Origin of the sequence: Dactylosporangium sp. NPDC000555, from assembly GCF_040300025.1 — a bacterium.
Classification (GTDB): Bacteria; Actinomycetota; Actinomycetes; order Mycobacteriales; family Micromonosporaceae; genus Dactylosporangium.
Genome location: NZ_JBEPDB010000038.1, coordinates 30,453 through 42,629 on the forward strand (window position 1 = coordinate 30,453; position 12,177 = coordinate 42,629).

The 12,177-nt window shown below is 71.9% G+C and carries 12 protein-coding genes; 10 read left to right on the forward strand and 2 right to left on the reverse strand.

Features of this window, described 5'->3' with window-relative positions; genetic code table 11:
* Positions 1–65: 65 nt before the first annotated feature.
* The 9 genes from ABT297_RS22705 (at position 66) to ABT297_RS22745 (ending at position 8,345) form a co-directional block, all read left to right on the forward strand.
* A complete protein-coding gene (locus tag ABT297_RS22705) occupies positions 66–1,052 on the forward strand; it encodes a carbohydrate ABC transporter permease (protein ID WP_350552875.1) in 987 nt (328 codons plus the stop codon).
* Positions 1,049–1,978 carry a carbohydrate ABC transporter permease gene (locus ABT297_RS22710; RefSeq protein ID WP_350552877.1) on the forward strand — a complete coding sequence of 310 codons (930 nt, stop codon included), beginning with the start codon at positions 1,049–1,051 and terminating at the stop codon, positions 1,976–1,978. The genes ABT297_RS22705 and ABT297_RS22710 overlap by 4 nt, the downstream gene beginning before the upstream one ends.
* Positions 1,975–3,591, forward strand: a complete 1,617-nt coding sequence (locus ABT297_RS22715; protein WP_350552879.1) for a glycoside hydrolase family 13 protein — start codon at positions 1,975–1,977, stop codon at positions 3,589–3,591. The genes ABT297_RS22710 and ABT297_RS22715 overlap by 4 nt, the downstream gene beginning before the upstream one ends.
* 38 nt (positions 3,592–3,629) lie before the next feature.
* A complete protein-coding gene (locus tag ABT297_RS22720; protein WP_350552881.1) occupies positions 3,630–3,827 on the forward strand; it encodes a hypothetical protein in 198 nt (65 codons plus the stop codon).
* Between the two features lie 61 nt (positions 3,828–3,888).
* Positions 3,889–4,251: a response regulator gene (locus tag ABT297_RS22725; protein WP_350552883.1), complete on the forward strand. Its 363-nt coding sequence runs from the start codon at positions 3,889–3,891 to the stop codon at positions 4,249–4,251.
* Between the two features lie 375 nt (positions 4,252–4,626).
* Positions 4,627–5,358, forward strand: a complete 732-nt coding sequence (locus tag ABT297_RS22730; RefSeq protein WP_350552885.1) for a phosphoribosyltransferase — start codon at positions 4,627–4,629, stop codon at positions 5,356–5,358.
* A 116-nt stretch (positions 5,359–5,474) separates the two neighbouring features.
* The gene (locus ABT297_RS22735; RefSeq protein WP_350552887.1) at positions 5,475–6,329 is read left to right on the forward strand and encodes an ATP-binding protein; all 855 of its coding nucleotides are present in this window, start codon (positions 5,475–5,477) and stop codon (positions 6,327–6,329) included.
* A 106-nt stretch (positions 6,330–6,435) separates the two neighbouring features.
* Positions 6,436–7,578 carry a SigB/SigF/SigG family RNA polymerase sigma factor gene (locus tag ABT297_RS22740; protein WP_350552889.1) on the forward strand — a complete coding sequence of 381 codons (1,143 nt, stop codon included), beginning with the start codon at positions 6,436–6,438 and terminating at the stop codon, positions 7,576–7,578.
* Positions 7,579–7,628: 50 nt separating this feature from the next.
* The gene (locus ABT297_RS22745) at positions 7,629–8,345 is read left to right on the forward strand and encodes a GAF and ANTAR domain-containing protein (RefSeq protein ID WP_350552891.1); all 717 of its coding nucleotides are present in this window, start codon (positions 7,629–7,631) and stop codon (positions 8,343–8,345) included.
* Here ABT297_RS22745 and ABT297_RS22750 read toward each other — a convergent pair.
* Positions 8,335–9,819 carry an RtcB family protein gene (locus ABT297_RS22750; protein ID WP_350552893.1) on the reverse strand — a complete coding sequence of 495 codons (1,485 nt, stop codon included), beginning with the start codon at positions 9,817–9,819 and terminating at the stop codon, positions 8,335–8,337. The genes ABT297_RS22745 and ABT297_RS22750 overlap by 11 nt on opposite strands.
* 44 nt (positions 9,820–9,863) lie before the next feature.
* Entirely contained in the window at positions 9,864–11,483 is a 1,620-nt protein-coding gene (locus tag ABT297_RS22755; protein WP_350552895.1) for a S8 family peptidase, read from the reverse strand.
* Positions 11,484–11,693: 210 nt separating this feature from the next.
* Here ABT297_RS22755 and ABT297_RS22760 point away from each other — a divergent pair, with 210 nt between their 5' ends.
* On the forward strand, positions 11,694–12,173 hold the full coding sequence (locus tag ABT297_RS22760; RefSeq protein WP_350552897.1) for a phosphatase domain-containing protein: 480 nt from the start codon (positions 11,694–11,696) through the stop codon (positions 12,171–12,173).
* Positions 12,174–12,177 lie beyond the last annotated feature (4 nt).

The window sequence follows — 12,177 nt, forward strand, 5'->3', positions numbered from 1 at the left end:
AACTGAGATCCGGGTCCGGCGCCACTCACCGCGGCGCCGGACCCGGCTGGTCGGAGGGCACCCCCATGGAATATGACTTCTCCGAAGACGTCGCCAAGATCTGGCCGGCGCTCATGTTCATGGCCGGCTTCGCCGTGGTCGTCGGCGCGTTGCTGTTCGTGCTCGACATCCTGCCCCGGTGGGGTAAGGGCAAGGAACGGCTGCAGATGGCCGGCTTCCTCGGTCCGGCGCTGATCCTGCTTTGCCTCGGCCTGGTGTACCCGCTCATTCGCACCGTCTACCTGTCGTTCTTCAACGCCGAGGGCGATCAGTTCGTCGGGGTCGACAACTACAGCTGGATCTTCACCAACGACGACACGCTGCTGATGCTGCGAAACACGCTCTTCTGGGTCGTGTGCGTGCCGCTGGTGTCGACGGCGTTCGGCCTCGTCTACGCGGTGCTGGTCGACAAGGCCCGCGGTGAGGGTATCGCCAAGTCCCTGATCTTCATGCCGATGGCGATCTCGCTCGTCGGCGCGTCGATCATCTGGAAGTTCATGTACGCCTTCCGCGAGGCGGGCCAGGACCAGATCGGCCTGCTCAACCAGATCCTGATCTGGCTCGGCGGCGAGCCGCGGCAGTTCCTGAGCACCGCCCCGAGCAACACGTTCTTCATGATCATCATGCTGATCTGGATCCAGGCCGGCTTCTCGATGGTCATCCTCTCCGCCGCGATCAAGGCGATCCCGTCCGAGATCGTCGAGGCGGCCCGGCTCGACGGTGCCAACCCGTGGCAGATGTTCTGGCGGGTCACACTGCCGACCATCCGCCCCGCCGTCGTCGTCGTGGTCGTCACTATCACCATCGCCACCCTGAAGGTCTTCGACATCGTCCGCACCTCGACCGGTGGTCAGTTCGAAAGCAACGTGCTCGCCCTGGAGATGTACAACCAGGCGTTCCGGTCCTACGACAGCGGCAAGGGCTCCGCGCTCGCGGTGCTGCTGTTCGTCCTGGTCGTCCCGATCGTCATCTACCAGGTCCGGCAGCTGCGGTACCGAACGGAGGTCCGATGAGCAGCACCGTCAGCACCGACGCTCCCAAGGCCGGCCGGCTCGAGCGGGGCGCGCCCGACACGATGGCCGGCCGCGTGGCGCGCAAGCTCGGCACCCGCGTCGCCAGCGTCGTCTCGATCATCATCGCGCTCGTCTGGACGATCCCGACCTTCGGCCTGTTCATATCGTCGCTGCGTCCCGAGGGCGACATCAAGACCACCGGCTGGTGGACCTTCTTCAAGAACCCGTCGATGACCCTGGACAACTACCACGAGGTCGTCTTCGGCACCGCGGGGACGTCCGGCCGCCTGGCCAGCTACTTCGTCAACTCGCTCGTCATCACGCTGCCGGCCGTACTGTTCTCGGTCAGCCTGGCGGCGATGGCGGCGTACGCGCTGTCCTGGCTGAACTTCCGCGGCCGCGACTGGATCTTCATCGGCGTCTTCGCCCTGCAGATCGTGCCGCTGCAGATGGCGCTGATCCCGCTGCTGAAGCTGCTGCACAACTACACCGAGTGGGGCGGCGGCTTCTTCGCGGTCTGGTTCGCGCACACCTGTTTCGGTCTCCCGCTGGGCGTGTTCCTCTTGCACAACTTCATGTCGGAGCTGCCGAAGGACCTCTTCGAGGCGGCCCGGGTCGACGGCGCGGGCCCGGCGATGGTGTTCCGGCGCATCGTGCTGCCGCTCGTCACGCCGGCGCTCGCCTCGCTGACCATCTTCCAGTTCCTCTGGATCTGGAACGACCTGCTGGTGGCCCTGGTCTTCACCTCGGGGCCGGGCACCCGCCCGCTGACCGTGCGGCTCGCCGAGCTCGCCGGCACGCGGGGCAACGACTGGCAGCGGCTGACCTCCGGCGCGTTCGTGTCGATGCTCATCCCGCTGATCGTGTTCCTTTCCCTGCAACGCTATTTCGTACGCGGCCTGCTGGCCGGTGGAGTCAAGGGGTGAGTCCGCTGCTGTGGTGGCGCGATGCCGTGATCTATCAGGTCTACCCGCGCTCGTTCGCCGACGCGGACGGCGACGGGATGGGGGACCTGCGCGGCATCACGTCGCGCCTCGACCACCTGGTCGAGCTGGGCGTCGACGCGCTGTGGATGTCGCCGTTCTACCCGTCCCCACAGCACGACGCGGGGTACGACGTCGCGGACTACCGTGACGTCGACCGCCGCTTCGGCACCCTCGCCGACTTCGACGCTCTCGTGGCCGCGGCCAAGGAGCGCGGCCTGCGGGTCATCGTCGACCTGGTGCCCAACCACACCTCCAGCGACCACGCGTGGTTCCAGGAGGCACTGGCTGCCGGCCCCGGCAGCGCGGCCCGCGACCGGTACCACTTCCGCAAGGGCCTCGGCGTCGACGGAGAGCTGCCGCCCAACGGCTGGCAGAGCGTCTTCGGCGGATCGGCGTGGACGCGCGTCGCCGACGGCGAGTGGTATCTGCACCTGTTCGACACCAGCCAGCCCGACCTCAACTGGGACCTTCCCGAGGTGCGGGCCATGTTCGAGGACGTGCTGCGCTTCTGGCTGGACCGCGGCGTCGACGGCTTCCGCGTGGACGTCGCGCACGGCCTGATCAAGGAGAGCGGCCTGCCCGAGTGGACCGCGGCGCAGGTGCCGATCACCAGCCCCGGCGCCGAGCACCGCACCCCGCCGATGTGGGACCAGGAGGGCGTGCACGAGGTGTACCGCTCGTGGCGGCGCATCCTCGACAGCTACCCCGGCGACCGGATGATGGTCGGCGAGGCGTGGGTCGCCCCGGCCGAGCGGCTCGCCCGGTACGTGCGCCCGGACGAGATGCACCAGGCGTTCAACTTCAACTATCTGACGGCCCCGTGGACCGCCGCCGACCAGCGCGAGGCGATCGAGGCCAGCCTGGCCGGCGTGGAGCCGGTCGGCGCCATCTGCACCTGGGTGCTGTCCAACCACGACGTGGTCCGCCACGCCAGCCGGCTCGGCTTCGCGTCCGGCGACTCCACGCAGGGCGGCATCGGCGAGGACGACCCGCAGCCGGACGAGGCCCTCGGCCTGCGCCGCGCCCGGGCGGCCACGATGCTGATGCTGTCGCTGCCCGGGTCGGCGTACCTGTACCAGGGCGAGGAGCTCGGCCTGCCCGAGCACACCACGCTGCCCGACGACGTGCGCCAGGACCCGACCTGGTTCCGCTCCGGGCACGAGGTCCGCGGCCGCGACGGATGCCGCGTGCCGATCCCGTGGGAGGCGGACGCCCCCGCGTACGGCTTCGGCCCGGGCGGAGATCCGTGGCTGCCGCAGCCGTCGGACTGGGCCCGCTTCGCCGCCGACCGGGAGCGGGGCGTGCCGGGCTCGACGCTGTCGATGTACACCGAGGCCCTGCGCCTGCGCCGCAAGCACGGGCTGGGTCAAGGTACCGTCGAATGGCACAATGCGGCCGACGCGATCGACTTCCGCAACGGCTCGGTCCGGGTGATCACCAACTTCGGCAAGGTCCCCGCCCCGCTGCCGCCGGGCGAGGTCCTGCTGGCCAGCGGCGACCTGGCCGCGGACGGCACTCTCCCCCCGGACACCACCGCCTGGCTGCGCGCATGACCAACCGGGGCGTGACAGCCCCGGTTACCGTCTAAACCATGAGCGCACTCATCGCCCTGGTCTACAGCTACCTCAGCCCGGCGACCCTGGACGCCCTGGACACCGGGCTGGAGCTCGAACGGCGTCGCCGCGGCTTCAGCGGCAGCCTGATCGGCGCCTGCTGCTGCGCCGTGGTCGTGGGCATCGCGGTCGTGGTCCTCGTGATCGTCATGCGCCGGCGTCGCCCGCGGGCTTGATTTCGCCGCCACCCTACCGATGGGGGGATTGCGACCCCTTCCGGAAGGGCATCATGCGGTCATGGCGCGAGTCCTGCTCATCGACAACGACGCGGAGATCCGTGAAACGACCGCCATCCGACTGCAGATCGGCGGCCATCACGTGATCTCCGCCGCCAGCCCGCAGGAGGCCCTGAGCGTGGCGGCGGACCATCCCCGCTTCGACGTGGCCGTGCTGGACCTGCACCTGCCCCGCGCGGACGGCGACGAACTGCTGGCGCTGCTGCGCCACAACAGCGCCACGGCGGATCTGCCGGTGGTCTTCTACAGCTCGAACGCGCCGCACGCGACGTCGGTGCACGGGTTGTCGCTGGCCGATTCCCGGCTGACGAAGGGCCGCCCGCTCAACAGCCTGCTCGCCACCATCAGTTGCCTTTCGAACTAGCGATGCTTCACTCGGGCCCGCGTCACCTGGGGACCGTCCCTCCCGCGAGACAGCGGTCGGCCCTGGCGGGCCTCCCTGCCAGGGCCGTGGGCGCAAGAACCAGTAACAATCGGCGCACAGGACGCAGGGTTCACGGTGGTTGGGCCGACTCGGCGGATCACCCAGACATGAGTAGCTATTTCTGAGTTTTCGCAGGTCAGGGGCGGGTAGGCTTCCCACCGGGCGCGGCGCCGCGGCAGAGCGGCGACAGGGACGGGGCGTTTCGGACGCACCGGAACAACGCGCCGACCGAAGGGGGTGTCCGCTTGATGCGGATCGATTCGCGGATCGGGTGCAACGCCGGGCGCATCGCCGGCCGAGTGGAAGGCTACGGCCATGTGGCCGCCTGAACACGAGCGCTTCGCGGACCGTTCGGCCGCGGGACGCATGCTCGGCACCGCCGTCGCGGAACACTTGCGGCAGATCGGAACGGGCGCCGCGCACGACGCCGCGGACATGGACGCGGCGCGGACGCGCGCTCCGCTGGTGCTGGCGCTGCCGAGGGGTGGGGTGCCGGTCGGCGTCGCGGTGGCCGAGGCCATCGAGGCGGAGTTCGACCTGATCATCTCGCGCAAGATCGGCCTGCCCTGGCAGGCGGACCACGGGGTCGGCGCCATCGCCGAGAACGGGCCCGCCGTGTTCGACCTGAGCGCGGTCGCGGCCGCGGGGCTCTGCGTCAGCGACCTGTCCCCGGCGGTACAGCGCGAGCGAGTCGAGCTGCGCCGGCGCCAGGAGCGCTATCGTGGCGCCCGGCCCGCCCCGGACGTTGCCGGGCGCGTGGTCGTGGTCGTGGACGACGGGCTCGCCACCGGGGTGACCGCCCGGGCCGCGGTCCGCGCGCTGCGGGCCGGCAAGCCGGCGCACCTGGTCTTCGCCGCTCCCGTGTGCGCGGCGGAGTCGGTCGACCTGCTCACCTCCGACGTGGACGCGGTCCTGGACATTCACAGCCCGCGCGAGTTCCACGCCCTGGGGCTGTACTACAGCGACTTCACCCCATTGACCGACGCCCACGTCCTGCAGATGTGCACGCGAATGTGGGAGGCGACCAAGGTGCCCGCCCCGGTGTGAACCACGTATGGACCACGGTGCGAAGCACGAGTTTTCGCACCCGTCGCGATCCCGGCACCGAGAAGGTGCCGGGATCGCGGTGTTTATAACGCCGGGGGTGGGTAGAGCATCACCCTATGAGGGCGGAAGATCTGCGGGCCCGCGTCGAGCGGCGGGGGGATGCCACGGTCGTGCGCCTCGACGGGGTGCTGGATGTGGACAGCTCGCCGTCGTTGCGCTCGGCGGTCCTCGCCTGCCTGGCCGCGGAACCCTCCGTGATCGTGCTCGACGTCGCCGACCTGCGCCACCGCGACGACGTGGCGCTGACCGTGCTGCCGGCGCTCGCCCAGCACGCCGCCGCCTGGCCGGGCAGCGCGATGACGCTGGCGGCCGCGCCCCCGCCGCTGGCCTCGGCGCTGGACCGGATGGCGGTCGCCCGGCTGGTACCGGTGTTTCCGACGACCGACGCCGCCCTGGCCAACGCGTCCGGCGCGGGCGAGCGGCTGCGCGTGCGGCTGCAGCCGATGCTGGACGCGACCGCGGCGGCCCGGCATCTGGTCGGCCGCGCCTGCGTGCGGTGGGGCGTCGACCGCGTCCGCGACGTCGCCGAGCTGGTCGTGACCGAGCTGGTGAGCAACGTGCTGCGCCACGCCGGCACCGAGATGGAGGTCGGCGTCGCCCGCGATCGGCGCCTGCTGCACGTGTCCGTGCGCGACCATGGCCCCGGCATGCCCCGCCTCGGCGGACGCGCTCACAAAGCCTACGAAGAAGCCTACGAAGCGGAACGGGGGTATGGGGCCGAACCGGCCTGGGACGAGGAGCAGGAAAAGGATGAGGGGCGGGAAAAAGACGAGAGAAAGGATGAGTGGCAGGGCGGCGGCATGCCGCGCGAGGATGGGCGTGGGCTGCTGGTGGTGAGCGCACTGACGCACGCATGGGGGTGCACCCCGGTGCCCGACGGAAAGGTGGTCTGGGCGACATTGCGCATTTAAAAGCTCACCCAGGAAGTCATCCTTTCGCTTTGAAAATGGGCGCGAATTGGTGCGTACAGTGATCCGGAAAGCAAATCCGCCTGACTGATTAGGGGGAGTCTCCGCCATGGAGACAATGCCTACGGATTCGGTACCTGCACTGGACATCTGGCGGAATGGGGACGACGAGGTCCTGCGTCCCTCCGGAATCCTCGACTATGCGGCGAGCGTCGGCCTGCGGGTCGCGCTTTCCCGACGGCTCGACGCCGGCCAGCTGAACCTGACCGTCGACCTGTCCCGGCTGCGCCTGCTGGACTGCGCCGCGGCGGACACGCTGCTGCACGCCCAGTCCGAGGCCCAGGAGCGCGGCGGCGCCCTGCGCGCACCCGGCGCGAGCGACCTCGTCCTGGATGTGCTAGAGATCATCGGCGCGGCGAAGCAACTACGCGCGTACGACGATCCGCCGCCGGGCGCGCCCCCGGGGCAGGGGGAAGAGGCGGAGAACGCCGAGCCGCCCAGCCAATGGACCACGGTCAACGAGCTGCTGCGCCAGGCCGCGGCGATGGACCGCACCGACCCGCGGCGGGGCGCGCTGCGCGACCGCGCGGTCACGCACAGCCTGCCGCTGGCCGACCGGCTGGCCCGCCGCTTCCACGGCATGGGGGAGTCACCCGCGGACCTCAGCCAGGTCGCCGCGCTCGGGCTGATGAAGGCGATCGAGGGCTTCGACCCGGACTACGGCACCGACTTCGGCGGCTACGCCACCCCGACGATCGTGGGGGAGCTGAAGCGGTACTTCCGCGACAAGGGCTGGGGCGTGCACGTCCCACGCCGGCTGCAGGAGCTGCGCATCGAGATCAACCGCGTGCGCGACTCGCTGGGCCAGCGGCTGGGCCGCTCGCCCACTCCCAAGGACGTGGCGAGCCACCTCGGCATCGACGAGGAGCAGGTGCTCGAGGCGCTGGTGGCCTCCTCGGCGTACCGCCCGGTGTCGCTCTTCGCCCCCCTCGGCGGCGACGACGACGCCGGCACCCTGGCCGACGTGCTCGGCGACGACGACCGCGACATCGACGGCGTCGAGTTCCGGCAGGCGATCAAGCCGCTGATCGCCCGCCTGCCCGAGCGCGAGCGGCGGATCCTGTCCCTGCGCTTCTACGGCAACCGCACCCAGGCACAGATCGCCGCCGACCTGGGCATCTCCCAGATGCACGTGTCGCGGCTGCTCAGCCGGACCCTGGATGGGCTGCGCAGGGCGCTGCTCGACGGTTGAGATCACCTCACGACGGGTAGTAGGCCCCCCGGTTCGACGAAAGGGGAGCCGTGACAGAGCTCCACACCGTGGAGATCGCCGCGGTGCTGCGCCAGCTGACCGCGAGACTGATCGCCAGCGACGACCTCGACGAGGCACTGGAGGACCTCGCCGAGACGGCCGCCGACCTGGTGGAGGGCGCGTCCTGGTGCGCGGTCACGCTGGTCCGCTCGGGCGGGCCGTCCACGGCGGCGGCATCGTCCGGGTTGCCGGAGTCGCTGCTCGACAGTCAGTACGGCAGCGGCGCCGGCCCCTCCATGGAGGCGATCCGCGCCCGGGACCTCGTCCACAGCGACGACCTGGCGGCCGACTCCCGCTGGCCGCAGTGGCGACCCCACGCGCTGGCGGCGGGGGTCAAGGCGGTGCTGGCCGTGCCCGTCGACATCGACGAGCACGTGATCGGCGCGCTGACCGTCTACACCGCTGAGCCCGGGAGCTTCACCAGCGACGTCGGGCTGACCGCGATGCTCGTCGCCGAGCATGCCGGGCTGCTGCTGTCCGCCGTGCTCGACCGCGGCCGCCGCGCGGACGTGCACGCCGAACTGACCGAGGCGCTCGCCGACGGCGAGACGGTCAACCGCGCCGTCGGCATCATGATGGTCCAGCGCGCCTGCTCCGCCGAGGCCGCGCTGGACGTGCTGCGCAGCACCGCCCGCCGGCTCGACCTGCCGCTGACCACGGTCGCCGGCCGCCTGGTGCAGACGGTCGAGCGCCGGGTCAGCCCTTGACGGTCAGGATGGGGCGCAGCTCGACCACCGGCTCGGCGACGCCCGCGGTGCGCAGGCTCTCCACCACCGGGCGCACCTCCTTGTACGCCCACGGCGCCTCCTGCTTGAGGTCGCGCCGCCACGCGGCGATGATGTCGCGGCGCGTCGCCACCGCGGGGTCGCGATGGTTGAGCGGGGTGACCACCCGGAACTCGCGCAGGAACTCGTCGAGCTCGGCGTCGCTGCCCCGGGCCGCCGCGCCGCGCGGCACGCTGCGCCCGGCGCCGTGGCAGGCGCTGCCCAGCGCCCGCTCGTTGCCCAGGCCGCGCAGCAGGTAGCTCGGCGCGCCCATCGAGCCGGGCACGATGACCGGCTCGCCCCACCCATCGGCGCTCGTCCCGGCCGGCGTGGCGCCCTTGCGGTGCAGGACCACCCCGTCCGGGTGATCGCCCGCGTCGCCGCCGGGCCACAGCAGGTTGTGCGGCGCGTCGTACACCAGCCGGGCGTCCAGCTCGCCCACCGCGGCGGTCAGGCCCGCCCGCAGCATGAGCGCGAGGAAGTACCGGTTGCCGATCGCGAAGTTGGCAGCGTTGGCGAAGGCCGTGAGGTACCGCCGCCGGCTCTTCTCCGTGCGCTCGTCCAGCAGCATGGGCAGGATCCGGTTCTCGGGCATCGGCACGCCCGCGGGCCACGCCTTCTTCGCCAGATCCCGCCCGGTCGCGCCGGCCTGGTGGCCCAGCGACAGCGAGCCGCTGTGCACCATCGCCACCACCCGCCCGGGCGCGAGGCCCCACGCGTAGGCGGCCGGCCCGTCGTGCACTGCCGAGACGTACTGCAGCTCCGCGAAGTGGTTGCCCCCGCCGACCCCGCCGATGATGCTGTCGTAGCTCACCCCGCCGCCGCTGCCGACCCAGTCCCGGAACTCCTCGGCGGAGTCCGCGGCGAACCCGCTCGCGTGCAGCCGGTCGGCGTCGCGCACGTGCGGGCCGAGGGGCCCCTCGGCGAGCAGGCCCGGCAGGCCCGCACGCAGCAGGCCCTCGCGCTGGGCCGGGGTGAGACCGATGCGCCGCCCGCCCTCGAAGAACAGGTGCCGCAGCCGGCGCTCGAGCTCGTCGAGGCGGGGCCGCACCCGGTCGACCGTGAGCGAGGTGACCTCGACCCGCATGCCACAGTTGATGTCGTTGCCGACCGCCTGCGGGATCAGCGCGCCGGAGGTCTGCAGGACGGTGCCGATCGGGATGCCGGCGCCCTTGTGGAAGTCCGGGGTGCACACCACCCGCTCGATGCGCGGCTCCCGCGCGAGGCCCGGGATGGCGCCGGCCAGCGTGCTCAGGGTCCGCGCGGTGTCGAGCACGGTCAGCAGCTCGTCGATCGCGGCCGGCTCGATGGGCACGCCGGGCCCGGCGCAGATCTCGACCGGAACGTCGTAGGGGTTGGGCAGCGTGGTCCAGGACTCGTCGAGCCGGACGAGGCGAGGGTCGGTCCGTTTGGTCATCGTCCGCCGAGGGTAGCCGCGGGGGTGGTTGGACAGCGATCGATTTAGAGCGTGATGGTCCAGGCGTCCAGGTATCCGGCGCCGCCCTGGTAGGCGTCGCGCACCCGCAGCTTCCAGACGCCGGTGCGCTGCCGGTTGGCCAGGTTCACGGTGTACACCGCGTCGAGGTTCGCCGCCCGGTCGCGCCGGTTGGCGGCCTTGAGCCGCTTCGCCGAGCCGTTCGGCGCGATCAGCTCGACGACCAGGTCGCCGCGCTTCGGGTGCACCACGTGGACCTCGACCCGGGCGGCGCGCGAGGCCTTGCCGGCGCAGCCGGTCACCGTCACCGCGGTCGTCGCGCTGCCGCGGTCGCGGATCGCCGCGTCGGTGCCGTTGGACCGCACGTTGCACGGCGCGGCCACGGGCGTCGCCGCGGGCGCGGCGACCGGGCTCGCGGCGGGTGCCGCGGGCGGCGCGCTCTCCGGCGCCGGCTGGACGACCGGCGTGCCGACGGTGACGAGCAGCCGGTTCGGCGAGCCCGAGCCCGGGCCGGCGACGGCGCCCTTGACCGAGGCGGCGACGAGCGTGTCGCGCACCTGCCCCGGGGTCGCCTGCGGGTCCGCCGCGAGGACGAGCGCCGCCGCGCCGGCGACGTGCGGTGCGGCCATCGAGGTGCCGCTCATCACCGCGGTGCCGGTGTCGGAGGCGTTGCTCGCGCTGGTGATCCCCACGCCCGGGGCGAAGAGGTCCAGGCACGAGCCGTAGTTGGAGAACGTGGCGCGCGCGTCGTCGCGGTCGGTCGCCCCGACGGTGATCGCCTCGGCGGTGCGGGCCGGCGAGACGCCGCACGCGTCGGCGCCCGCGTTGCCGGCCGCGACCGCGAACGTGATGCCGGACGCGATCGAGTTGCGCACCGCCTGGTCCACGGAGCCGTCCGCGTCGCCGCCGAGGCTCATGTTGACGACCGCGGGCCGGTGCGCGTTCGCGGTGATCCAGTCGATGCCCGCGATGATGCCGGAGTAGCTGCCCGAGCCGTCGCAGCCGAGGACCCGCACGCCGACCAGGGACACGGCCTTGGCCACGCCGTACGTGGCGCCGCCGATCGTCCCGGCGACGTGCGTGCCGTGGCCGTGGCAGTCGCTCGCGTCGGTGTCGTTGTCCACGAAGTCGTACCCCGAGCGGGCCCGCCCGCCGAACTCCGCGTGCGTCGTGCGGATGCCGGTGTCGAGCACGTACGTCGTGACGTTCGAGGCCGTCGTCGTGTACGTGTAGGCCCCGTCCAGCGGCCGGTACTGCTGGTCGATGCGGTCCAGCCCCCACGGCGCGTCCGCCTGGGTGTCCGCCACCCGCACCGTCCGGTCCTGCTGCACGTAGTCCACCAGCGGGTTCGCCGCGAGCCGCCGCGCGCCCCGCTCGGTGAGCTGGGCCGAGAAGCCCTTGATCGTCTTGCTGAACGAGCGCCGCACCTGCCCGCCGAACTGCCCCGCCAGCCGGCTCGCGTCCGCCGCGGTCGAGCTCGCCGCCGCGGAGTCCTTGAACACCACGATGTAGCGGTCCCGGATCGTGCCGGCCTCGTTCGCTCCGAGGATCGTCCCCTCGGGCGCGGCGACGGCGGGCGTGCCGAAGACGGCGAGCCCGCCGGTGGCCGCGACCGCGATCAGGGTGGCACGGAGGGAAGCGCGCATCGGCGAGGACTCCTTCGGGTCGGGCGGACCGGGACCACTCCAGGCTCGGGACAACGCGGTGCACCCGCGGTTCGCCACCCGTTGCCGAGGGGTTGCGGCGACGCCTTTTCGCCGGATTTATCCGCCACTTCGTGACGGATAAATCCGATATTTCGGTTATGCGCGGTTTATTGGCCGAGGGTGATGCGACGGTCCTGCGAGACTGGGCGCATGGAGTCCTCGCTGGCCGTGTTCGACATCGACGGGGTGGTCGCCGACGTGCGGCACCGGCTGAAGTACCTGGACCGCCGGCCCAAGGACTGGAACCGGTTCTTCGCCGCGGCCGGCCGCGACCCTGTGCTGGCCGAGGGCGTCGAGCTGGCCCGGGAGTACGCGCGGCACCACGTGCTGGTCTGGCTCACCGGGCGGCCGGAGCACCTGCGTGACGTCACCGCCGCGTGGCTGGGCGCCGCCGGCCTGCCCGCCGAGCTGCTCTTCATGCGGCCGGCCAACGACCGCCGGCCCGCGCGCGACTTCAAGTCCCGCGAGCTCGCGCGGCTCTCCCGCGAGTCGCCGATCGAGCTCGTCGTCGACGACGACCCCGAGGTGGTGGAGCGGCTGCGCGGGCTCGGATACGCGGTGCGCCTCGCCGACTGGGTGCCGCACTCCTCGACGCTGCGCACCGCCCAGGAGCGCGAGGGCCGGACCTGACCGG

What these genes read in the sequence shown, in the direction of transcription:
- ABT297_RS22705 (WP_350552875.1), top strand. Translation starts at nt 66, where the DNA reads ATGGAATATGACTTCTCCGAAGACGTCGCCAAGATCTGGCCGGCGCTC.
- ABT297_RS22710 (WP_350552877.1), top strand. Translation starts at nt 1,049, where the DNA reads ATGAGCAGCACCGTCAGCACCGACGCTCCCAAGGCCGGCCGGCTCGAG.
- ABT297_RS22720 (WP_350552881.1), top strand. Translation starts at nt 3,630, where the DNA reads ATGAGCGCACTCATCGCCCTGGTCTACAGCTACCTCAGCCCGGCGACC.
- ABT297_RS22725 (WP_350552883.1), top strand. Translation starts at nt 3,889, where the DNA reads ATGGCGCGAGTCCTGCTCATCGACAACGACGCGGAGATCCGTGAAACG.
- ABT297_RS22730 (WP_350552885.1), top strand. Translation starts at nt 4,627, where the DNA reads ATGTGGCCGCCTGAACACGAGCGCTTCGCGGACCGTTCGGCCGCGGGA.
- ABT297_RS22735 (WP_350552887.1), top strand. Translation starts at nt 5,475, where the DNA reads ATGAGGGCGGAAGATCTGCGGGCCCGCGTCGAGCGGCGGGGGGATGCC.
- ABT297_RS22740 (WP_350552889.1), top strand. Translation starts at nt 6,436, where the DNA reads ATGGAGACAATGCCTACGGATTCGGTACCTGCACTGGACATCTGGCGG.
- ABT297_RS22750 (WP_350552893.1), bottom strand. Translation starts at nt 9,819, where the DNA reads ATGACCAAACGGACCGACCCTCGCCTCGTCCGGCTCGACGAGTCCTGG.
- ABT297_RS22755 (WP_350552895.1), bottom strand. Translation starts at nt 11,483, where the DNA reads ATGCGCGCTTCCCTCCGTGCCACCCTGATCGCGGTCGCGGCCACCGGC.
- ABT297_RS22760 (WP_350552897.1), top strand. Translation starts at nt 11,694, where the DNA reads ATGGAGTCCTCGCTGGCCGTGTTCGACATCGACGGGGTGGTCGCCGAC.